Annotated in this window: 21 protein-coding genes; 17 read left to right on the plus strand and 4 right to left on the minus strand. The window is 63.2% G+C overall.

Features of this window, described 5'->3' with window-relative positions; all coding sequences use genetic code 11:
- Positions 1 to 75 precede the first annotated feature (75 nt).
- A complete protein-coding gene (locus NKI10_RS08395; RefSeq protein ID WP_023726135.1) occupies positions 76 to 771 on the plus strand; it encodes an aspartate/glutamate racemase family protein in 696 nt (231 codons plus the stop codon).
- A gap of 16 nt (positions 772 to 787) precedes the next feature.
- Here the strand turns inward: NKI10_RS08395 and NKI10_RS08400 are convergent, their stop codons facing one another.
- The gene (locus tag NKI10_RS08400) at positions 788 to 976 is read right to left on the minus strand and encodes a hypothetical protein (protein ID WP_023726136.1); all 189 of its coding nucleotides are present in this window, start codon (positions 974 to 976) and stop codon (positions 788 to 790) included.
- Between the two features lie 138 nt (positions 977 to 1,114).
- Here NKI10_RS08400 and NKI10_RS08405 point away from each other — a divergent pair, with 138 nt between their 5' ends.
- From NKI10_RS08405 to NKI10_RS08430, 6 genes are all read left to right on the plus strand, one after another.
- On the plus strand, positions 1,115 to 1,510 hold the full coding sequence (locus tag NKI10_RS08405) for an AGROH133_08824 family phage infection protein (protein ID WP_023684099.1): 396 nt from the start codon (positions 1,115 to 1,117) through the stop codon (positions 1,508 to 1,510).
- Positions 1,511 to 1,756: 246 nt separating this feature from the next.
- Complete coding sequence (locus tag NKI10_RS08410; RefSeq protein WP_023688887.1) at positions 1,757 to 2,317, plus strand: F0F1 ATP synthase subunit delta; 561 nt, start codon at positions 1,757 to 1,759, stop codon at positions 2,315 to 2,317.
- Positions 2,317 to 3,846 carry a F0F1 ATP synthase subunit alpha gene (atpA, locus tag NKI10_RS08415; RefSeq protein ID WP_023684101.1) on the plus strand — a complete coding sequence of 510 codons (1,530 nt, stop codon included), beginning with the start codon at positions 2,317 to 2,319 and terminating at the stop codon, positions 3,844 to 3,846. The genes NKI10_RS08410 and atpA overlap by 1 nt, the downstream gene beginning before the upstream one ends.
- Positions 3,847 to 3,880: 34 nt before the next feature.
- Complete coding sequence (locus tag NKI10_RS08420) at positions 3,881 to 4,765, plus strand: F0F1 ATP synthase subunit gamma (protein ID WP_023668672.1); 885 nt, start codon at positions 3,881 to 3,883, stop codon at positions 4,763 to 4,765.
- Between the two features lie 70 nt (positions 4,766 to 4,835).
- On the plus strand, positions 4,836 to 6,407 hold the full coding sequence (gene atpD / locus NKI10_RS08425; protein WP_023668673.1) for a F0F1 ATP synthase subunit beta: 1,572 nt from the start codon (positions 4,836 to 4,838) through the stop codon (positions 6,405 to 6,407).
- A gap of 109 nt (positions 6,408 to 6,516) precedes the next feature.
- Complete coding sequence (locus NKI10_RS08430) at positions 6,517 to 6,924, plus strand: F0F1 ATP synthase subunit epsilon (RefSeq protein WP_352859491.1); 408 nt, start codon at positions 6,517 to 6,519, stop codon at positions 6,922 to 6,924.
- A 99-nt stretch (positions 6,925 to 7,023) separates the two neighbouring features.
- On the opposite strand, the gene NKI10_RS08435 is transcribed toward NKI10_RS08430, so the two are convergent.
- A complete protein-coding gene (locus NKI10_RS08435) occupies positions 7,024 to 8,526 on the minus strand; it encodes a mannitol dehydrogenase family protein (protein WP_352859493.1) in 1,503 nt (500 codons plus the stop codon).
- Between the two features lie 175 nt (positions 8,527 to 8,701).
- Between NKI10_RS08435 and uxaC the strand changes: the two genes are divergently transcribed.
- The 9 genes from uxaC to recQ all read left to right on the plus strand — a co-directional run bounded on the left by uxaC (position 8,702) and on the right by recQ (position 17,939).
- Positions 8,702 to 10,111 (plus strand): glucuronate isomerase, encoded by a 1,410-nt coding sequence (gene uxaC / locus NKI10_RS08440; protein ID WP_352859495.1) that lies wholly within the window; start codon positions 8,702 to 8,704, stop codon positions 10,109 to 10,111.
- Between the two features lie 38 nt (positions 10,112 to 10,149).
- Positions 10,150 to 11,127 (plus strand): TRAP transporter substrate-binding protein, encoded by a 978-nt coding sequence (locus NKI10_RS08445; RefSeq protein ID WP_023684104.1) that lies wholly within the window; start codon positions 10,150 to 10,152, stop codon positions 11,125 to 11,127.
- A gap of 70 nt (positions 11,128 to 11,197) precedes the next feature.
- A complete protein-coding gene (locus NKI10_RS08450) occupies positions 11,198 to 11,761 on the plus strand; it encodes a TRAP transporter small permease (protein ID WP_023688890.1) in 564 nt (187 codons plus the stop codon).
- A complete protein-coding gene (locus NKI10_RS08455; protein ID WP_023715912.1) occupies positions 11,762 to 13,042 on the plus strand; it encodes a TRAP transporter large permease in 1,281 nt (426 codons plus the stop codon).
- A 23-nt stretch (positions 13,043 to 13,065) separates the two neighbouring features.
- Entirely contained in the window at positions 13,066 to 13,842 is a 777-nt protein-coding gene (locus NKI10_RS08460) for a FadR/GntR family transcriptional regulator (protein WP_352859498.1), read from the plus strand.
- A 23-nt stretch (positions 13,843 to 13,865) separates the two neighbouring features.
- Entirely contained in the window at positions 13,866 to 14,723 is an 858-nt protein-coding gene (kduI, locus tag NKI10_RS08465) for a 5-dehydro-4-deoxy-D-glucuronate isomerase (protein WP_352859500.1), read from the plus strand.
- Positions 14,720 to 15,487, plus strand: coding sequence for a 2-dehydro-3-deoxy-D-gluconate 5-dehydrogenase KduD (gene kduD, locus NKI10_RS08470; protein ID WP_352859502.1), 768 nt, complete (start codon positions 14,720 to 14,722; stop codon positions 15,485 to 15,487). Before kduI ends, kduD begins: the two co-directional genes overlap by 4 nt.
- Before the next feature lie 10 nt (positions 15,488 to 15,497).
- Positions 15,498 to 15,836 carry a cupin domain-containing protein gene (locus NKI10_RS08475; protein ID WP_031204750.1) on the plus strand — a complete coding sequence of 113 codons (339 nt, stop codon included), beginning with the start codon at positions 15,498 to 15,500 and terminating at the stop codon, positions 15,834 to 15,836.
- Between the two features lie 264 nt (positions 15,837 to 16,100).
- Positions 16,101 to 17,939 (plus strand): DNA helicase RecQ, encoded by a 1,839-nt coding sequence (gene recQ, locus NKI10_RS08480; protein ID WP_352859664.1) that lies wholly within the window; start codon positions 16,101 to 16,103, stop codon positions 17,937 to 17,939.
- 1,270 nt (positions 17,940 to 19,209) lie between these two features.
- Here the strand turns inward: recQ and NKI10_RS08485 are convergent.
- Positions 19,210 to 20,148 carry an AraC family transcriptional regulator gene (locus tag NKI10_RS08485; protein ID WP_352859505.1) on the minus strand — a complete coding sequence of 313 codons (939 nt, stop codon included), beginning with the start codon at positions 20,146 to 20,148 and terminating at the stop codon, positions 19,210 to 19,212.
- Positions 20,149 to 20,275: 127 nt separating this feature from the next.
- Between NKI10_RS08485 and NKI10_RS08490 the strand changes: the two genes are divergently transcribed.
- Positions 20,276 to 21,169 (plus strand): SDR family oxidoreductase, encoded by an 894-nt coding sequence (locus NKI10_RS08490; protein ID WP_023704933.1) that lies wholly within the window; start codon positions 20,276 to 20,278, stop codon positions 21,167 to 21,169.
- Between the two features lie 276 nt (positions 21,170 to 21,445).
- On the opposite strand, the gene NKI10_RS08495 is transcribed toward NKI10_RS08490, so the two are convergent.
- A complete protein-coding gene (locus NKI10_RS08495) occupies positions 21,446 to 22,492 on the minus strand; it encodes a class I SAM-dependent methyltransferase (RefSeq protein WP_023684116.1) in 1,047 nt (348 codons plus the stop codon).
- Positions 22,493 to 22,631 lie beyond the last annotated feature (139 nt).

Raw genomic sequence — 22,631 nt, forward strand, 5'->3', positions numbered from 1 at the left:
GCGCGTTAAGGTTGACATCGACCCGTAAAGCTTTTCTGTGAGAGAGATCGTTCGGTCCTGCTGGAGGCTCAGCGCATGAAAACCCTTGGCCTCATCGGCGGCATGAGCTGGGAATCGACGGCGATCTATTATCGCCTGCTCAACGAGATCGTGCGCGAGCGGCTGAGCGGGCTGCATTCGGCAAAGCTGTTGCTCTATTCCTTCGACTTCGCCGAAATCGCCGACCGGCAGCATCATGGCGACTGGGACAGTGCGGGCGTGCTGCTGGCGGATGCGGCGCGCAAGCTGGAGGCGGGCGGCGCAGAGGGGCTTTTGATCTGCACCAACACCATGCACAAGCTCGCCGACCGGGTGCAGGCGGCGGTGTCGATCCCGCTTATCCACATTGCCGACGCCACGGCCGTCGCGGTCAAGGGCGCCGGCGTCAAGCGGCCGGCGCTGCTGGCGACCCGCTTCACCATGGAGCAGGATTTCTACAAGGGCCGACTGACGGAGAAATACGGGCTGCAGCCCGTGGTGCCGGACCAGGCCGGGCGCGACATGGTGCACCAGGTAATCTACGACGAGCTCTGCCGGGGCATCGTCAGCGCGGCATCGAAGGCGGCCTATATCGACGAGGTCGCCCGTCTGCGACGCGATGAGAAGATCGATGGCGTCATCATGGGCTGCACCGAGATCACCATGTTGATTGGCGAGCGCGATTTCGACATTCCGGTGTTCGACACCACGCGCATCCATGCCGAGGCGGCGGTCGCATTCATGCTGCCCTGAAGGGCCAAAACAGAGATCAGGGCTGGGCGGCCACGGCGACATTGCCGCTGCCGACCACTTTCAGCTTCCATCGATCTGCTTCCGTGCCGGCCAGATTGAGGTGCCCGGTCAGGAAATAAAGGCGATCGGTGTCGGGGCCTTTGGCTGTGCAAAACCGGTCCTGCAGATAGGAGTGAGGCGTCGCCTGACAATACAGGTTGGCCACGATGCTGGCCGGACGCGCGCGCGGCCTAAACAGCCTTCCGCTCCTTCACGAATTGCGTGCCAAAACTGCCGCGCGCTTGACTTCTTTTTGCAGCGACATTCAATACATCCGGCATTGCTGTGAGGGGATGAAAGCAAGATGGAATTTGCGTTTCCGTGGCCGACCAGCCAGGGCGAATGGCTGGCTTGGTCCAGCGCCGTCGTCACCTTGGCGCTCGGTCTGCTGTTTTTCCTCGCGCCAGGGCTGGCATTTCGGATTCTGCGGCTGCAGGTCCGGCCCGAAAGGGCAGCGGCAATCGCGGAAGGGCGCGGCCGGATGTCGGGCTTCTATCTCGGCGTCAGCCTGTGCTGCATTCTGTTGGCGCAGCCGTGGCTCTATATGGCACTCGGCTTTTCCTGGCTGTTCACCGCTTTTGGCCGTTTGCTGTCGATGATGTCGGACGGCGCCAACACGCCTTTCAACTGGGCGTCGATCGTCGTCGAACTCGTCCTGGCCGCGTTGCCGCTTGCCTTCGTCTTCGGCTTTCTGCCCTGAATCGGCAGCCAATCCAAAGGCTTCGGTTGAACTCTGCGGCCGGATGCGACAATAGTGCCCGAAAAGCATGCGGGACGACGCATTGCGGTCTTAAAATGCCTGTGCTAGACGGCAATCGACTTTCGGCCGGGGATAGCGGAAGCCGCGCCTCCGTGCTTGGAAAAACTTAGTAAGGTCAAAGATTTAGCCAGAGTTTTTGCTCGCGCCAACAATCTGCGGCCCCTCAGACAAGAGAAAAGACGGTCCGTGGCTCAATCGTCATCGCCAATCTCGGGTGTCGCAGAACGCTACGCGGGTTCGCTGTTCGAACTTGCGCGGCAGTCGAATTCGGTGGCCAAGGTCGAGGCCGACCTCGACAGTTTCGCCAGGATGCTGGATGACAGCGCCGACCTGACGCGCCTCATCAACAGCCCGGTGTTCTCCAGCGAGGACCAGGCCAAGGCAATCGCGTCGATCGCCGACAAGGCCGGCATCACCGGCCTGACCGGCAATTTCCTGCGCGTCGTCGCCCGCAACCGCCGGCTCTTCGCGGTGCCCGGCATGATCAAGGCTTTTCGCAAGATCGCCGCCGAACAGCGCGGTGAGACATCAGCCGAGGTCACTTCGGCGCATGAACTGACGGCTGCCCAGCAGACCGAACTCAAGGCCGCGCTGAAAGGCGTCGCCGGCAAGGACGTGGCCATCACTGTTACCGTCGATCCGTCGCTGCTCGGCGGGCTGGTGGTCAAGATGGGCTCGCGCCAGATCGATACGTCGCTCAAAACCAAACTCAATTCGCTCAAGCTTGCACTGAAAGAGGTCGGCTGATGGACATCCGCGCCGCGGAAATTTCCGCAATTCTCAAAGACCAGATCAAGAATTTCGGCAAGGAGGCCGAGGTCTCCGAAGTCGGCCAGGTGCTGTCCGTCGGTGACGGTATCGCTCGCGTCTACGGCCTCGACAATGTCCAGGCCGGCGAAATGGTCGAATTCCCCGGCGGCATCCGCGGCATGGCGCTCAACCTCGAAGCCGACAATGTCGGCGTCGTCATCTTCGGCGCCGACCGCGACATCAAGGAAGGCGACATCGTCAAACGCACCGGCGCCATCGTCGATACGCCTGTCGGCATGGGCCTGCTCGGCCGCGTCGTCGACGCGCTCGGGAATCCGATCGACGGCAAGGGCCCGATCAAGGCGACCGAACGCAAGCGCGTCGACGTCAAGGCGCCAGGCATCATCCCGCGCAAGTCGGTCAACGAGCCGATGTCGACCGGCCTCAAGGCCATCGATGCGCTGATCCCCGTTGGCCGCGGCCAGCGCGAGCTGGTCATCGGCGATCGCCAGACCGGCAAGACCGCGATCATCCTCGACACGATGCTCAACCAGAAGGCCGTGCACGACAACGGGCCGGAAAAGGAAAAGCTCTACTGCGTCTACGTCGCCATCGGGCAGAAGCGCTCGACGGTCGCGCAGTTCGTGAAGGTTCTCGAAGAGCGCGGCGCCCTTGAATATTCGATCATCGTCGCCGCCACAGCTTCCGATCCGGCGCCGATGCAGTTCCTGGCGCCGTTCACCGGCGCCACCATGGGCGAATATTTCCGCGACAACGGCATGCATGCGCTGATCAGCTATGACGATCTGTCGAAGCAGGCCGTCGCCTATCGCCAGATGTCGCTCTTGCTGCGCCGCCCGCCGGGTCGCGAAGCCTATCCGGGCGACGTGTTCTACCTGCATTCGCGCCTGCTCGAGCGCGCCGCCAAGCTCAACGACGATCTGGGCGGCGGTTCGCTGACCGCGCTGCCGATCATCGAGACGCAGGCCAACGACGTGTCGGCCTACATCCCGACCAACGTGATCTCGATCACCGACGGCCAGATCTTCCTCGAAACCAACCTGTTCTTCCAGGGCATCCGTCCGGCGGTCAACGTCGGCCTGTCGGTGTCGCGCGTCGGTTCGTCGGCGCAAATCAAGGCGATGAAGCAGGTCGCCGGCTCGATCAAGGGCGAGCTCGCGCAGTACCGCGAAATGGCTGCGTTCGCGCAGTTCGGCTCCGATCTCGACGCCGCCACGCAGCGCCTGCTCAACCGCGGCTCGCGCCTGACCGAACTGTTGAAGCAGCCGCAGTTCTCGCCGCTCAAGGTCGAGGAGCAGGTCACGGTGATCTTCGCCGGCGTCAACGGCTATCTCGACAAGCTGGCGCTGAACCAGGTCGGCAAGTTCGAGCACGGCCTGCTCAGCCATATGCGCTCGGCCGGCAAGGACGTGCTGGACGGCATCCGCAAGGAAAAGGCGCTGTCGGACGATCTGCGCGCCAAGCTGAAGGCCGAGATCGACGCCTTCGCCAAGACCTTCGCTTGAGAAGAAGCCGGACGCTCGGGATCAGGTTTGAAGCATGCCTTCATTAAAAGACCTTCGTAACCGTATCGCCTCGGTCAAGGCGACGCAGAAGATCACCAAGGCGATGCAGATGGTCGCCGCGGCGAAGCTGCGTCGCGCGCAGGAAGCAGCGGAGGCGGCGCGTCCCTATTCCGAGCGGATGGGTGCGGTGCTGGCCAATATCACGCAGGCGATCGGCGGCGGCGGCGATGCCCCGGCGCTGATGACCGGCACCGGCAAGGACGATGTGCATCTGCTCGTCGTCTGCACGGCCGAGCGCGGCCTGTGCGGCGGCTTCAACTCGCAGATCGCACGTCTGGCCCGCGACCATATCCGCCGGCTTCTGGCCGACGGCAAGCAGGTCAAGATCATCTGCGTCGGCAAGAAGGGTTTCGACATTCTGCGCCGAGACTATGCCTCGCTGATTATCGACCGCGTCGACCTACGCGATGTCAAGAAGCTCGGCTTCGTCAATGCCGATGCGATCGCCCGTAAGATCATCCATCTGTTCGGCGAAGGCGGCTTCGATATCTGCACGCTGTTTTATTCGCAGTTCAAGTCGGTGATCAGCCAGATTCCGACCGCGCAGCAGATCATTCCTGCCGGCGTGGCTTCGGCTCCCGCCGAAGCGACCGCCGGTGGCAATGCCGTCTACGAATACGAGCCGGAGCCGGGCGAGATCCTCACCGACCTCATTCCGCGCAACATCTCGGTCCAGGTCTTCCGCGCGCTGCTCGAAAACGCAGCCGGCGAGATGGGCGCCAAAATGAGCGCCATGGACAATGCAACGCGCAATGCCGGCGACATGATCAACAAACTGTCGATCACCTATAACCGCCAGCGGCAGGCGCAGATCACCAAGGAACTGATCGAAATCATTTCGGGCGCCGAAGCGCTCTAGGCGCGACCGCCAGGAGGTCATCGACCTTCTGATGGAGCGTGAGAAACAAAGGACGAGAAGGGTAAAGACGATGGCGAAAGCAGCGACCCCCGCGAAGACGGCCCCCAAAGCGGCCGCAAAGGCTCCGGCAGCAGCGGCGAAGGCCGCTCCGGCCAAGAAGGCGGCCGCGCCCGCCAAGGCCGCGGCCCCGGCAGCGAAGACGACGAGCGTTGCCGTCAAGAAGACCGGCGCCATCGGCAAGGTTCGCCAGGTCATCGGCGCCGTCGTCGACGTGCAGTTCGGCGATCATCTGCCGGCCATTTTGAACGCCATCGAAACCTCCAATGTCGGCAACCGCCTGGTGCTCGAAGTTGCCCAGCATCTGGGCGAAAACACCGTGCGCTGCATCGCCATGGATTCCACCGAAGGCCTGGTTCGCGGCCAGGACGTCTATGACACCGGCGCGCCGATCACCGTTCCGGTCGGCCCGGGCATGCTCGGCCGCATCATCAACGTCATCGGCGAGCCGGTCGACGAAGAAGGCCCGGTCGACGGCATCGAGATGCGCGCCATCCACCAGCCGGCGCCTACCTATGTCGAACAGTCGACGGAAGCGCAGATCCTGATCACCGGCATCAAGGTGCTCGACCTTCTGGCGCCCTACGCCCGCGGAGGCAAGATCGGCCTGTTCGGCGGCGCCGGCGTCGGCAAGACGGTTCTGATCCAGGAGCTGATCAACAACGTCGCCAAGGCGCATGGCGGCTTCTCGGTCTTCGCCGGCGTCGGCGAGCGCACCCGCGAGGGCAACGATCTTTATCACGAGTTCATCGAGTCCGGCGTCAACAAGAAGGGCGGCGGCGAAGGCTCCAAGGCGGCACTGGTCTATGGCCAGATGAACGAGCCGCCGGGCGCGCGTGCCCGCGTCGGCCTGACCGGCCTGACGGTCGCCGAATATTTCCGCGACCAGGGCCAGGACGTGCTGTTCTTCGTCGACAACATCTTCCGCTTCACGCAGGCCGGTTCTGAAGTGTCGGCGCTGCTCGGCCGTATTCCTTCGGCCGTGGGTTACCAACCAACGCTGGCCACCGACATGGGTGCGCTGCAGGAACGCATCACCACAACGACCAAGGGTTCGATCACTTCGGTGCAGGCGATCTACGTGCCGGCCGACGATTTGACCGACCCGGCGCCTGCGACCTCGTTCGCCCACCTGGACGCGACGACCGTGCTCAACCGCGCGATCTCGGAAAAGGGCATCTACCCCGCCGTCGATCCGCTCGACTCGACCTCGCGCATGCTCGATCCGCTGGTCGTCGGCGAGGAGCACTATGCCGTCGCCCGCCAGGTGCAGTCGATCCTCCAGCGCTATAAGTCGCTGCAGGACATTATCGCCATCCTTGGCATGGATGAGCTGTCGGAAGAGGACAAGCAGACGGTGGCCCGCGCCCGCAAGATCGAGCGCTTCCTGTCGCAGCCGTTCTTCGTCGCCGAAGTGTTTACGGGTGCGCCGGGCAAGCTGGTCGACCTCGCCGACACAATCAAGGGCTTCAAGGGCCTCTGCAACGGCGACTACGATCACCTGCCGGAAGCCGCCTTCTACATGGTCGGCGGCATCGACGAAGCGGTCGAGAAGGCTCAGCGCCTGGCGGCTGAAGCAGCGTAATCAAGGCAATAGGGAGTAGTCAGTAGTCAGTAGTGAATAGCGGCCGGGTGATCAGGACAGCTGTCCTCTCCCTACTCCCTACTCACTATTCCCTACTCACTAAATTGACATGGCTGAAGCTTTCAAGTTCGAACTGGTCTCGCCGGAGCGCCTCCTGGTTTCCGAGCAGGTCGAGTCTGTCGTCATTCCAGGCGCCGAAGGTGAAATGACGGTCATGGCGCACCATGCGCCGGTCATGACCACGATCAAGCCGGGCGTCGTCACGCTGAAGACAGCGGCTGGCAAGGAAGAGCGCTATGTGGTGTTCGGCGGCTTTGCCGACATCGTCCCGGCCGGCTGCACGCTGCTGGCCGAATCGGCGGTCGCCGTCGGCGATATCGACCGCGCCGATCTCGCCCGCCGCATCCAGGAAGCCAAGGAAGACGCCGCCGACGCCAAGGACGATCAGTCCCGCAGCAAGGCGGAGCAGTTCCTTAGCCAGCTTACCACGCTCCAAGGCGCACTGCTGCCGGCGTAAGCCGCAGAATGATTGGACGTGATCCGAGGGGTCATGGTCGGGCAAAGGTATGAAACAGGCCGGGCTTAAGCCCACTTTTTGTATCCGGGCGACGTCAGGTCACCTGGTCTTTCCCGGTATACCCAGTGCCGCGAGCGCGAGCGCCACCCCGCCTTGCAGGATATGCTCGCGATGAGCGGCGACCAGTTCGATCAGCGTCTGCCGCTCGGGCTTGCCGCTGGCGAAGCCGGCCCAGTCGAACACCGCCGCTACTCGTTCCAGCATCCGTCGTTCGTCGAGCGCGGCCAGCGCCGCGTCGAGCGGATCGGTGAAGTGGGCTTCCGGCAGGTCCTTGCCGCGCGCCTCGCAGGCGGCGATCCAGGCGGCGATCACCAGCGTCAGATGCTCCGGGACCAGGCCGGCCTGGATGCGCGCGATGGCGGTAGCGACAATGCGCTGCGGCAATTTCTGGCTGCCGTCATTGGCGATCTGCGCCGTGCGGTGGGCAAGCGCTGTGTTGGAGAAACGTTCGGCAAGTTCGGCCGTATAGGCTGACGTGTCGAGCCCGGCATCCCCAGGCAATGTCGGGATGGCCTCGGCCCAGAGCCGGTCGACGAACGCGCGGATCGCGGGATCCGCGAAGGCGCGGTCGACGGTGACGTGGCCGCTGAGCAGGCCGATATAGGCGATGCCCGAATGGGCGCCGTTGAGCAGCCGAAGCTTCATGTCCTCGAACGGCCGGACATCCTCGACCATGGTGACGCCGAATTTCTCCCAGGCCGGGCGGCCGGCTGGAAACCTGTTTTCGATAACCCATTGCCGGAACGGTTCGGTCATCACCGGCCAGGCGTCCTCGAGGCCGAGTTCGACCGCGATGCGCGCCCGCTCGGCATCGGTGGTTGCCGGCACGATGCGGTCGACCATGCTCGATGGGAATGCAACGTCATCGGCTATATGACCGGCGAGGGCAGCGTCGCCTGAAGCAGCAGCGCCGGCATCGCGCAGTTTTGCAAACCCGACCAGCAGCCGGTGCAGCGTGGCGCCATTGGCCGGAAGGTTGTCGCAGCACAGCACGGTGAAGGGCGGCGTGCCGGCGGCCCGGCGTCGCACCAGCGCTTCCGCCAGGAATCCATGCGCTGTCCTGGGAGATCCGGGATTGCCCAGATCGTGGACGATATCGGGATGGTTTTCGTCGAGGCTGCCGTCGGCGGCCCTGAGATAGGCCTTTTCGGTGATGGTCAGGGTGACGATGCGGGTGCGCGGGTCGGTCAGCGCGGCCAGCACCGCGCCGGGGTCTTCCGGCGCGACCAGCATCGACTGGATCGAGCCGATAATGTGCAGCGCTTCGCCATCGCTGCCGCGCACCGCCAGCGTGTAGAGCCCGTCCTGTGGCGTCAGCGCATCGCGCGTGTCGGGGCTGCGCAGCGAGACGCCGACAATGCCCCAGCCGGTCTCGCCGGCCGCTAGGCAGTCATCGACATAGGCGGCCTGATGGGCACGGTGGAAGGCTCCAACTCCGAGATGGACGATGCCTGGGGCGACACTGGCGCGATCATAGGGGGGGACCGCGACCGAGGCCGGCAAGGATTGCACTGTTGCGTTGGAAAGGCGTCTGCTGGTCATGGCGCGGCTTGTCGCTGGATGGTGTGCGGGGCGGGATCTGCTAGCGGCGTAACATCCGCTCTTCCGCCGCACAATGACCTGACGCCGGTTAAAAGTCATCATACAACAATCCAGTTTTTGTATGTTGACATTACTTCTTTCCAATCCTACCCATATCGCCCCTGGGAGGAACGACGTGGCGGGACTGACCGATCCGGATCTGCTTTTTGCCGCCGAAGGGCGCGCGCTGTCGATCGCGCGCGATCTCCATGCCGGCATCAAGGACCTGCCGATCATCAGCCCGCACGGCCACACCGATCCGCGTTGGTATGCGCTCAACGAGCCATTCCCCGATCCCGCGCAATTGCTGGTGGTGCCCGACCACTACATTTTCCGTATGCTGTTCAGCCAGGGCGTGCGGCTGGAAGATCTCGGCGTCCCGACCCTCGACGGCTCGCCGGTCGAGACCGATCCCAGGGCGATCTGGCGGCGCTTCGCCGAGCACTATTACCTCTTCCGCGGCACACCGACGCGGTTGTGGCTCGACCATGTGCTCGAGCATCTGTTCGGCATCGAAGAGCCGCTCAACGCCAGCACCGCTAGCCGCCATTACGACACCATCGCGGCGCTTTTGCAGCGCGACGATTATCGCCCACGCGCGCTGTTCGAGCGCTTCAACATCGAGGTCATCGCGACGACCGAGGGCGCACTCGACGATCTCCAATGGCACAAGACGATCCGCGACAGCGGCTGGCAGGGCCGCGTCATCACTGCCTACAGGCCGGATGCCGTCGTCGATCCCGACTTCGAAGGATTTTCGGCCAATCTCGATCGTCTGGGCGAGATCACCGGCTGCGACACCGGCACATGGGCCGGCTATCTCGACGCGCATCGCAATCGCCGCGCTTTCTTCAAAAGCTTCGGCGCAACCTCATCAGACCACGGCCATCCGACGGCCGAGACCGCCAATCTTTCCGATGCGGCGGCGGAAGAGCTGTTCAACCGCATCCGCCGCGGCTCGGACGACGAGCGCGAGCGCAAGCTGTTTCGCGCCCAGATGCTGACCGAGATGGCCAAGATGAGCCGCGACGACGGGCTGGTCATGCAGATCCATCCCGGCTCATGGCGCAACCATTCGCCCGGAATTTTTCAGAGATTCGGCCGCGACAAAGGCTTCGATATTCCGACCCGCACCGACTATGCCGCGGCGCTCAAACCCTTGCTCGACTGCGTCGGGTTGGAGCGCGACCTCTCCATCATTCTGTTCACGCTCGACGAGACCAGCTACGCGCGCGAACTGGCGCCGCTGGCCGGCGTCTATCCGGCGTTGAAGCTCGGGCCGGCCTGGTGGTTCCACGACAGTCCGGAAGGCATGCGCCGGTTCCGCGAGATGACCACCGAGACCGCCGGCTTCTACAACACCGTCGGCTTCAACGATGACACCCGTGCCTTTCCGTCGATTCCCGCCCGTCACGATGTGGCGCGCCGGGTTGACTGCGCCTTTCTCGCCCGTCTCGTCGCCGAGCACCGGCTGGGTGAGGACGAGGCGCATGAGCTGGCGCGGGAGCTTAGCTACACGCTTGCCAAGAAGGCGTACCGGCTGTGAGCCGGGCGCGTGGAATTTCAAAAGGGAGGAAGACAGTCATGTTGCATTTTTCAAAACTGATGGCAGCCACATTCGCCTTCGGCTCGCTGATGATCGGCGTTGCCGGCGCCCAGACCGTACTGCGCTCGGCCGACACCCATCCGGACGGGTATCCGACTGTCGAGGCGGTCAAATATCTCGGCGAGCTCATCAAGGAGCGCACCGCCGGCCGCTATTCGGTCGAGGTCTATCATTCGGCGCAGCTCGGCGAGGAAAAGGACACGATCGAGCAGACGCAGACCGGTGTCATCGATCTGAACCGCGTCTCGATGGGTCCGTTCAACGGCATCGTGCCGGAAACCGCGGTGCCGTCGCTGCCCTACATGTTCCGTTCGGTCGAGCACATGCGCCATGTCATGGACGGGCCGATCGGCGACGAGATCCTCAAGGCCTTCGAGACGCATGATCTGGTCGGCCTTGCCTTCTACGATTCCGGCGCCCGTTCCTTCTACAACACCAAGAAGGACATCACCTCGATCGCCGATCTGAAAGGCATGAAGTTCCGCGTCATCCAGTCCGACGTGTTCGTCGATATGGTCAACGCGCTTGGCGCAAATGCCACGCCGATGGCGTATGGCGAGGTCTATTCGGCGCTCGAAACCGGTGTCATCGACGGCGCCGAGAACAACTGGCCCAGCTTCGAATCCGCCAAGCACTACGAAGTCGCCAAGCACTATACCGTCGACCAGCACCAGATCGTGCCGGAAGTGCTGGTGATGTCGAAATCGAGCTGGGACAGACTGACGCCGGAAGACCAGGCGATCGTCAAGCAGGCGGCCAAGGATAGCGTCGTCAAGATGCGCGAATTGTGGGACGCGCAGGAGAAGAAGTCGCGAGAGATCGTCGAGAAGGCCGGCGTCAAGGTCAGCGAGATCGACAAGCAGCCGCTGATCGATGCGATGAAGCCGGTCTACGACAAGTATCTGAAGACGCCGGAGCTCAAGGACCTCGCGACGCGCATCCAGGCGACCAAGTGATTTTCTGGCGGGGCGGCATGGCGCCGCCCCGCCAATCGCTTTTAGGGGACGGAAAGACCGGGAGGATCGGATGACTGCGGGAACGGCCAGGAGCGGAGCGCCACCGCGCTTCAGCGCGGTGCTTTCGAAGATTTGCGACGGTGCGCTCTATCTCGCGGGCATCGGGATGGTCGCCATGACCGCGCTTGTTGCCTACCAGGTGTTTTCCCGCTTCGTGCTCAACGCGTCACCGAGCTGGACCGAAGTCACCGCCATCATGCTGATGAACTGGTTCATTTTCCTGGGCGCTGCCGTCGGCGTGCGCGAGAATTACCATATGGGCTTCGACGTGCTGCTCTATATCCTGCCCAAGGGCAGCAAATGGGCGCTGCGCACCCTGTCCGACCTGATCGCGTTCGGCTTCGGCTTCGGCATGGTCTGGTACGGCTGCAAGCTGGTCGGGCTGACCTGGCGGACCATCATCCCGGCGCTCGAGCTTCCCGGCGGTTTCGACTATCTGCCGCTGGTCGCCGGCGGCTTTCTGATCTGCCTGTTCTCGGCCGAACGCATCGTGCTGCGCTGGTCCGGCGCCGACATCGACAAGGATATCAATCTCGAGGAAGTGCCGGAAATGCCGGCCGTGCAGGAGGCCTAGATGGAACTCTGGATCCTGTTTGGCGTCTTCACGCTTTTGATGTTTGCCGGCACGCCCATCGCCTTTTGCCTGGGTGCGGCGTCCTTCGCCACCGTGCTTTATCTCGGCCTGCCGCCCCTGGTGGTGTTCCAGCAATTGAAGTCGGGCATGTCGGCGTTCTCGCTGATGGCGATCCCGTTCTTCATCTTTGCCGGCGACCTGATGGTGCGCGGCGGCATCGCGCAACGCATCGTTTCCTTTGCCGGCTCGCTGGTCGGTCATGTCCGCGGTGGGCTCGGTCAGGTCAACATCATCGCCGCGACGTTGTTCGGCGGCATTTCCGGCTCGGCGGTGGCGGAAGCCGCTGCCGTCGGCGGGCTGATGATCCCGCAGATGAAAGCGCGCGGCTACGGCGCCGACTACGCCGTTAACGTGACCTCAATGGCGGCGCTGATCGCGCTGCTTCTGCCGCCGTCGCAGAACATGATCATCTATTCGATCGCCGGCGGCGGCAAGATTTCGATCGCCGACCTGTTCACCGCCGGTATCCTGCCTGGCCTGCTGTTCGCCGCTTCGCTGATGGTCACTGCCTATTTCGTCGCCCGCAGCCGAGGCTACCCGGTCGAGGCCTTTCCCGGCTTCTCGCGTGTCGGCGAGCTGGCGGTCATCGCCATCCCCGGACTTCTGCTTATCGGTATCATCTTCGGCGGCGTTCGCTCGGGCATTTTCACGGCGACGGAAAGCTCCTGCATCGCCATCATCTACGCTTTGCTGGTCACCGTCTTCGTCTACCGGTCGATGGCCTGGGGCGATTTCGTCCATGCCACAAAGGGCGCGGTGCGCACGACCTCGATGGTGCTGCTGATCATCGGCACGGCGGCCTCGTTCAGCTGGCTGATGGCCTATCTCAAAGTGCCGGTGCTGCTGATCGCAGGCATGAACGCCATCTCCACCGATCCGCTGGTGGTGCTGCTTCTGCTCAACGTCTTGATGCTGCTGCTCGGCACCTTCATGGACATGGGGCCGATGATCATCATCTGCACGCCGATCTTCCTGCCGCTGGTCACCCATTACGGCGTCGATCCCGTGCATTTCGGCGTCATCACCATCCTCAATCTCGGCATTGGCCTGAACACACCGCCGGTCGGCACGGTGCAGTTCGTCGCCTGTGCCGTCGGCAAGATTACGGTCTGGGAAGCGATGCGCTCGATCTGGCCGTTCTATGGCGCGGGCATCGTGGTCCTGGGGCTGGTCACCTATATTCCGGCGATTTCGCTCTGGTTGCCGAGCGTGTTCAAATAGGCGTCTTCAAACAGGGGTGCGATATGGCATCGGATAGCGCTGTTGATCTCAGGGTCGAGAGAAAACCCAAACTGTCGGAGACCGTCGTTGCGGCGATCCGCAAGCAATTGCAGGCGGGCGAGATCCTGCCCGGCCACAAATTGCCGACCGAGGGCCAGCTGACCGAGACCTTCGGCGTCAGCCGCACCGTCATCCGCGAAGCGCTGGCCAAGCTCGCCGCCGACGGGCTGGTCGAGGCGCGCCAGGGCGCCGGCGTGTTCGTCACCGAGCACATCTCAACGATGTTCGGCGCGCTCGCCGCCGACATGGGCAGCAAGGATTCCATCGCGCTCAATGTGCTCGAAGTGCGCCTGGCCGTCGAAATCGAATCGGCCGGGCTCGCCGCCATTCGCCGCAACGCCGCGCAGGAAGCAGCGATCCAGGAAGCCTTCTTCGAGTTCGAACGGCTGCTGCTCAACAGCGAGCCGACCGGCCCGGCCGATCTCGCCTTCCACCGTGCGATCGCCAGCGCCACCAACAATCCGTTCTATGTCGAGATGCTCGATGTGCTGGGCCGCCGCGCCATTCCTTGCGACGTGACCTCGCCTTGGTCGACCGAACTTGTGCAATCCGACAGCTATCAGCGCGGGCTGCAGCGCGAGCATCTGGTGATCCTGAATGCGATCACCTCAGGCGACGCCGAAGCCGCGCGCGAGGCGATGCGCACCCATCTCACCGCCAGCCAAGAGCGCTACCGCGAGCGGCTGCACGCCCGCCAGGTCTACTACGCCGACTCGGTCAAGGCGTCGGCAACCAAATAGCCATTCATTCAGCTGGAGCAGCAATGACTCAAAGTCACCCGCATACCGAATTCACCTCGCGTTTCGCCATCGGCCCGGTCGCCGCGGCGTCCATGGGCACCGACGAACTGCGGCACAACTTCCATATTGACGACCTGTTCCAGCCGGGACGCGTCAGCCTGACCTACACCCACTATGACCGCATGATCGTCGGCGGCGCCGTGCCGGCGGCAGCGCCGCTGCCGCTGGAAGCGATCAAGCCGACGGGCACCAAGAATTTTCTCGACCGCCGCGAACTGATCATCGTCAATATCGGCGGCGCCGGCTCGGTGACGGCAAATGGCGAGACCCACCAGTTGCAGGCGCGCGACATGCTCTATCTCGGCATGGGCAGCACCGACGTTTCGTTCGCATCGGCCAATGAGGGCGCACTGGCCAAGTTCTACCTGCTCAGCGCGCCTGCGCATCACACCCATCCCAACCGGCTGATCCGCATTGGCGATGCCAAGCGCCTCGATCTCGGCAGCAAGGAAACCTGCAACGAACGCTCCATCTTCCAGTTCATCCATGCCGATGGCGTCAAGACCTGCCAACTGGTGGTCGGCATGACGCAGCTGGCGCCGGGCTCGGTGTGGAACACCATCCCTTGCCATGTGCATGACCGGCGCATGGAGGTCTATCTCTATTTCGACCTGCCGGAGACGGCGCGCGTCTTCCATTTCATGGGCGAGCCGGACGAAACCCGCCACATCGTCATGGCCAATGAGGAGGCAGTGCTGTCGCCGGGTTGGTCGATCCATTCCGGGGTCGGCACCTCGAACTACGCCTTCATCTGGGCGATGGCCGGCGACAATGTCGACTATACCGATGTCGATCCGGTGCCGCTGGGCGAACTGCGTTGAGCGGACCTTCCTCCTTCAGCCTGGCCGGCAAGCGTATCCTGGTCACCGGCGCGAACACTGGCATCGGCCAGGGCATCGCCGTCTCGATCGCGCGCGCCGGCGGCACCGTCATTGGCGTCGGCCGCTCTGTGATGGACGACACGGAAAGACAAGTCGCGGAAGCCGGTGGCCAGTTCGAGGCGGTGCGATGCGATCTTGCCGACCATGCGGCCGCCAAGGCGATGCTCGACCAGGTCTGGGAAAAGACCGGCCCGATCGACGGGCTGGTCAACAATGCCGGCATCATCCGCCGCGCCGATGCGGTCGATTTCTCCGAGGCCGATTGGGACGAGGTCATCGACGTCAATCTGAAGACGCTATTCTTTCTCAGCCAAGGTTTTGCCAGGCGCGTGCTGACCGACCCGAGGCGGCGCGGCAAGATCGTCAACATCGCCTCGGTGCTGAGTTTCCAGGGCGGCATCCGCGTCGCGTCCTACACCGCGTCGAAGCATGGCGCGCTCGGCATAACCCGGCTGCTGGCCTGCGAATGGGCGGCAAAAGGCATCAACGTCAACGCCATTGCGCCCGGCTATATTGAAACCAACAACACCGAGGCGTTGCGCACCGATCCCGACCGCAGCGCCGCTATATTGGCGCGCATCCCGGCCGGGCGCTGGGGCGGACCGGAAGACATAGGCGACGCCGCTGTCTTCCTGCTGGCCCCCGCATCCGACTATATGCACGGCGCCGTGATCCCGGTGGATGGCGGCTGGCTGGCGCGATGAGGAAACAGTCATGATCGAGCATAAGATTTTTGCCCAACCGGGCGAGAGCGCGTGGACGCCGACGCCGGACGGCAACAGGCGGCGCGTTCTCCTGCATACCGATGAGCTGATGATGGTCGAGTTCGGCTTCGACAAGGGCGGCGTCGGCGCGCTGCATTCGCACCCGCATGTCCAGGCCAGCTATGTCGCCGAAGGTCGCTTCGAGGTGACCATCGACGGCCGCACCGCGACCATCGAGACCGGCGGGAGCTTCATCGTGCCGTCCAATCTGGTGCACGGCGTCAAGGCGCTGGAGGCCGGGCGCCTGGTCGACAGCTTTACCCCGCACCGCGCCGATTTCCTGGCCTGAACCTTTTTCGGCAATTCCAGAAACAGGAAACCCGCGCCTCCTGGGGAGGCGCGGGCTGTTGCCTGTGCGCTCGTGGCGCAGCGGTACTCGAAACATCGCCGCAGGGTCGGACGGTGCCGCAACATGGTGAAGATAGGTTTAACGATGCCAACCAGGTCGATCGCCGGTGGGGTGTTGCTGCTGCTTGTTGTGGTCACGCAGGGGCTGCGCTAATCGTTCTGTCCACGCCGCTGCTTCGGGCGGCCGATCGCAAAAACATCAGTGATGCAGATATCGACGACAAGCGTGCCGACGCACGATCCCAAACGGCGCGTCCTCAAGGACGTGTTCGGCTTCGACGATTTCCGTCCCGGACAGGCCGCGGTGATGGAGGCGCTGCTTGGCGGCCGCCATGTGCTGGCCGTCATGCCAACGGGTGCCGGCAAATCGCTGTGCTACCAGGTTCCGGCGCTGGTCAAGGGTGGGCTGACCATTGTCGTTTCGCCGCTAGTGGCGCTGATGCAGGATCAGGTCGCGGCACTGCGCCTCGCCGGCGTCGCCGCCGATACGATCAATTCCTCGATCGACCGTGATGCCAATGTCGCGGCATGGCGCCGCGTCGCGTCGGGCCAGACGCGGCTGCTCTACCTCGCGCCGGAACGGCTGATGACCGAGCGGATGCTGGATGCGCTTGCCAGGCTCGATGTCAGCCTGATCGCCATCGACGAGGCGCATTGCATTTCGCAGTGGGGGCCGGCGTTCCGGCGCGAATATGAAGACCTGTCGCAGCTGCGTGGCATCTTTCCCGACGTACCGATCATTGCGGTGACGGCGACGGCGGACGAGACGACGCGGGCAGACATCGAGAGACGGCTGTTTGGCGGGCGTGTCGAAACGCAGGTGCTTGGCTTCGACCGGCCCAACATCAAGCTTGCCATCGAGCCCAAGCAGGACAGCAAGCGGCAGTTGCTCAACTTCATCGAGCGCCATCAGGGGCGCAGCGGCATCGTCTACTGCCTGTCGCGCAAGAAGACCGAAGAGATGGCGGCATTCCTCGAAAAGAACGGCGTGACCGCGCTCGCCTATCACGCCGGGATGAGCAAGGAGGCGCGTGATGCCAACCAGAACGCCTTCATGACGCTGTCGGGCGTCGTCATGGTGGCGACCATCGCCTTCGGCATGGGGATCGACAAGCCTGATGTCGCCTATGTCTTCCACACCGACCTGCCGGGCAGCCTCGAAGCCTATTACCAGGAAATCGGCCGCGCCGGTCGCGACGGCCGGGCGGCGGAGGCGCATATGCTTTACGGCCTTGGCGACATCCGCATGCGCCGCATGTTCATCGACGACGAGGACGCCGCTGTCGAACACAAGCGCCGCTCGCATGGCCGGCTCGATACGCTGATCGGCTATTGCGAGACGGCCGAGTGCCGCCGCCAGGTGCTGCTCGGTTATTTCGGTGAAGAGGCGGTCCCTTGCGGCAATTGCGACAATTGCCTGGAACAGGCGCCGCGCGCCGACGGCACCGCCGAGGCGCGCCTCATCCTGGCGGCGGTGGCGCAGAGCGGCGAGCGCTTCGGCGCCGGCCATGTCATCGACATCCTGATCGGCCACGAGACTGAAAAGATCGCGGCAAGGGGGCATCACAGGCTGGCAGCCTTCGGCAATGGCGCCGCGCACAAGAAGGATTTTTGGCAATCTATGATTCGCCAGCTGGTCGCGAACGGTTTCCTGATGCCGGACCCGGCCGGCCATGGCGGGTTGGCCATCGCGGACAAGGGCCACGCACTCGGCCGGGGCGAGGTGCCGTTCCAGTATCGGGTCGAGATGCGCACGCGCGCCGCGCGCCGCGCGGCTCGCGCCGGGCAGAGCCCTCAGAGCGAAAATGTCGATGCGTCGCTGCTCGCGGCGCTCAAGACGGTGCGGCTGCGGCTGGCCAAGGAACGCCAGGTGCCGGCCTATGTGGTGTTTTCGGATCGTACACTGATCGACATGGCCGAGCGTCGTCCGCAAGACCTCGACGATTTTGCCGAAGTGCATGGCGTCGGCGCCGCCAAACTCAAGGAGTTCGGCAAGGCTTTTGTGAGCGCCATTGCCGCGCACCTTTCCGAGACGCCAGGCTGAAAGGGTTTTGCTGGACCAAAGCCCGATCCGGCATCAGTACGCCTTCAACTTGCCCGCCCGCTTATCCTTTCATTTTGGCGCTACCCTGCCGTAGGGGAATGGCCTTCTAAATTGTATGGAACCGTGACGACAACACACATTCCTGAATCTATGCGGTCGATTCTTCGGATGTAGCCGTGACTATGGAAACCCGCTGTTGCGCGCGGATGGCGGTTTTCGCGGCCTTGGAGACGCTACGTCGGCAGCCGCTATCCGCTAACCCGAATGGTATGATTCAGACCATCTTTGTTGTTGAAAACCCGCTTTCGACGGGAGTATAAAACTCGAGGTTACCATTGCTTTTCGTATAGAGGCTGTGGTGGAAACGTGGGTCCAATCCGCAAAGCATTGCCTTGCGTGGAAGTGGTCGAAGCCGGCGGCGAATGGTCCGTTCCTGTGGCCAAGGAAGACCAGGAAATTACCCGAATCATTCGTGATTGAACCGTTTGCGCTGTCCTATGCTGAGGGCCAGCGGATACGCCTGCATCTCGACAAGTTCGTTCGTCTGTAGAGAGGCTAAGCCCGACGAAAGACCGGTGGGAACCTGACCACCAGTTCATTGAAAGCGCCCGCTATCGCCGAAACGCGACGCGTCCTAGAGGCTTCACGGAAGCTCTTGGAAAAGATTGCCGAGCGCGAAGACCATACCCAGCCATAGGGAATGGCCGGTGCAGGTTGGGCATGCTTGTGGGGCTTCACCGCACCGGCCACTGCGGGGAGATATGAGGCCCCCTGCGCTGCTTAAGATATAGGCATATTAGCAGCCGCGCAATTAACCGTATTGCGCTACCCAGCCGTAGGGGCATGGAAATCGGAGAAGTTTGTGCCGGTTACCGCCAGCACGCGAGCAAGTCATTCTGGAAGCATGGAAACAGCGATTTTGCTCGTGCCATTGTGCGTCTGAAATCTAGTTCCTGCTGCCGATTATCCCTACGTTAACTGGAATACTTATATTCCCGAAGGGTTGCGAATCAGTCGATTGTCAAGCGCATGCCATGGAGCAAGCAAGGGATCGATCTGAGCAGAAGGGCCGCAGCGGTCGAAGCGCGCTGGGAAATCCGAGCGGCTTCGGCAATTGTCCGCTCTGGCTCGCCCGCTACAACTCGACTCGCGCAGTGTGGACGGAATCACCGGCCATGTGGACGAGAACCATCTGGCGATGTCGTTCACCGAGTTTCGTTCGCGCTACAGCCTTTAAGGGCAAGGTGATCAAGGCGATCGGATCGCCGCCTCAGGCGGCTTCGCGTTCGGCCTGCGCAGTCGGGTCCGGCTCCTGGCGGCTGTACTGCCGCGGCGAATAGCCCATGACGCGCTTGAATGCCGTGCTGAAGGCGCTTTCGGATTCGTAGCCGAGCGCCAGTGCGATGACGGAAACCGGATCGCCGGAATGCATCAGCCGGTCGCCGGCCAGCATCATGCGCCAGCGCGTCAGATAATCCAGGGGTGAGGCCCCGACCGTCTGCTTGAATCTGAGCGCAAAAGTCGATCGCGACATGCCGGCACGCTCGGCCAGCTTCTGCAATGTCCAGCCATGGGCCGGGTCTTCGTGCATGGCGCCGATCGCCGCGCCGATCTGCCTGTCGGTCAGTGCGAACAGCCAGCCGACATTGCCTTGCGCGGTCATATGCAGGCGCAAGGCCTCGATCAGGATCATGTGGGCGAGGTGCTCGACGATGAGAAAGCCGCCGGGACGCCGCTGGCGCAATTCCTGCATCATCCGCTCGACCGGCCAGCGAAGCGCCGAATGGTCGCTCTCGCCGCGGATATGGACGATGGGCGGCAGCATCCGCAACAGGATGCCGGCATGGTCGCCGGACAGCGTAAAGCGACTGCTGACCAGGAGGAAATCGCCGCCGCCATTATGGACGGTGATGCCGCCGGTCCGCGCCGGTGAAAAGATCGTTCGCGCATCGACCGTCGGCAGGCCGAGATCGCTGGCAAGGCGGAAAGGCCGGCCGCGCGGCAACAGGAAGCAGTCGCCCACGTCCAGCCGCACCGCGTCAGGGACGCCCTCGACCGACAGCCAGCATCGGCCGGACACCACGGCGCCGCATTTGATGGCGGCCTGCTGGTCAGGGAACTGGATCGCCCAGTCGCCACCGGTTTCCAGCCCAGCCGACAGGTAATTGCGCGGCTTCAGTAGCGACAGCACGTCTGACAGCGGATCCATGAGCGTTCTCGGACGATTGCGAAGATATCTCGGATTTTACAGTATAGATCGTATGATCGCAACCTTCTATCTCCTTCGGCAACGGGCTGCCTGTACGGCCTTCGCCGAAAACCAAGGAGAAATGATCATGCGTGTGTTCGTTACCGGGGCTACCGGTTTTGTCGGTTCGGCTGTTGTGCGGGAATTGCTCGGGGCGGGCCATCAGGTGCTTGGCCTCGCGCGGTCGGAAGCAGGTGCGGAGTCGATCGTGGCCGCGGGCGCCGAGGCGCATCGCGGCGATATCGAGGATTTCGAGAGCCTGCGCAGCGGCGCTGCCCAATCGGATGGCGTCATCCACACGGCCTTCAACCACGACTTTTCGAGATTCGCCGCCAGTTGCGCAGTTGACCAGCGCGCCATCGAAACGCTCGGCGCGGCGCTCGAGGGTTCCGAGCGGCCGCTGCTTGTCACCTCCGGACTCGCCGGTTTTGCTCAGGGAAGGCCGGCAACCGAAGACGACAAACCTGCGCCTCCATCGGTCTCCATGCCGCGCGCTTCGGAAGCAACGGCCGTGGCGCTCGCAGCGCGCGGGGTGCGCGCATCGACGGTGCGGCTGGCGCCGACCGTCCATGGCGAGGGCGATCACGGTTTCGTGCCGATGCTGATTGCCATTGCGCGTGAAAAGGGCGTCTCGGCCTATGTCGGCGACGGCGCAAATCGCTGGGCGGCGGTGCACCGGTTCGACGCCGCCACCCTGTACAGGCTGGCGCTGGAGAAGGGGGCGGGCGGCGTCAGCTATCATGCGGTTGCCGAACAGGGCGTGGCGAGCAAAGAGATCGCCGAGATCATCGGCCGCCGGCTCGGCCTGCCGGTCGTTTCCATAGGCCCCGAGGAGGCGGCTGCGCATTTCGGCTTTCTCGGGCATTTCATCGGCAGGGACTTGTCGGCGTCAAGTGAGCAGACCCGCACTGCGCTGGGATGGCAGCCGACCGGGCTTGGGCTCATCGCCGATCTCGACCGTCCCGGCTATTTCGAGGCCTGATCAGGCCGGCCAGTCGCGTTGCATTGCACGACCGACAGCCTGGCGATCAGCGGCAGTGCCAGCAACACGGCCAGACGCAGCCCGCCGAGCGGGCAGCACCGTCGTGCTGCTGGAACCGCCGCCACATCTGTATGGCGGCAAGCAGAACGAACACGGCGTAGGCCGACCGCAGCCCGGACGAGCTGCTCGCCCGTCGCCGGAAAGCCGGCGAAGACATGGCCTCGTCATGGCAGACCTACCTTGCTACGGGGATGCGCGCGCGATTCCCGCGCCTAGTTAGAGATCGCCCTTCCTCACCTTGCCGTAAACGATATTCCGGTTCGAGCCATAGTAGACTTTCGCGTCGAAAGGACTCCCGCCGAGGGCGGCATTGATGATGTCCCACATATCGTCGGCCGAACGTAGGATGAGCGGCCAATCCATGAAAGTCTCCATGTAACCATCCGTCGTTATCTCGTCGCTGAAATTGGCAAACAGGAATTCGCCACCGGGCTTGACGAGTTCCATGGCTCTTTGAAGCAGGCGGACGCCGATGGCACGCGGCAGGTAATCGTAAAGCCCCGATGCGTAGACGAGATCGAATGTGCCAAGGGCGTAGGCGCGGCGTAGGATGCCGCGTACGGAACCCTGGACTGCCTCGACTGCCGTGCCGGCAAAGTCGTGGTTCACCGTGGCTACGCTGACGGGGTCCTGATCCAGGCCGATCCAACGTTGCAGTTTATGCCTGGCCAACGCGTCGGAGCGTTCGGCTTCCCTGAGGTGGCCGCAGGCAATCGCCAGCACCTCAGCCTTTTCCACACTGCTGGCCGTCTCGTCCACGGTCCTGGCCAGAATATCCCGCCGCTCGCGCCCCGCCACCGAACTGGCAGCTTCACTGGTGTACGCATAGATTTGCCGACCAAGTAAGGTCGACGAGGCCACGATCTCGTCGGCGATCGGATGCTTGTAGTAAATATCCAGCAGGCCTGCATCGCCCGAATACCCGCGCGGTTTTTCGACCGACCACCGCGTGAACGGGTCCTGGAGCAAATATTCCGCGACCCGATGCTGCTGAGCCAAAGGAACGAGTTTCTGCCAAACCGCGGTAGCAACCTGCCGGCGGAGCTTGTGGAGTCGCCCCGCCAAACGATGGACGACGGGGGCGGCCGGTTTGTTTCGCGCAAAGGCTTGATGAGCAAGGTCCAGTATCAGGGCGAGCTGGGCCGTGCTGTCCCTCAACTCGTCGGAGTCAGCCGCCTCTTCGGAGGTCGCAACATGTTTCTTCATCAGCCTGGTGGTGACCAGGCTGTATTGGTCGAGCTGCAGTTTTGGCTTGATAGGCATGCCGTTTACTCTCCGGTTTACCGCCCCGGTCCCCGGCCAGCAGCATAGGTGCGCCGCCAACCAATGCTAACAATTTTAATAAAATTTTAGTAAAATTTTAATCAACGGAACGGCCATCAATCCTGCAAACTGGCTAAAT

The sequence above is a fragment of the Mesorhizobium sp. M0802 genome (assembly GCF_040320115.1).
Taxonomy (GTDB): domain Bacteria; phylum Pseudomonadota; class Alphaproteobacteria; order Rhizobiales; family Rhizobiaceae; genus Mesorhizobium.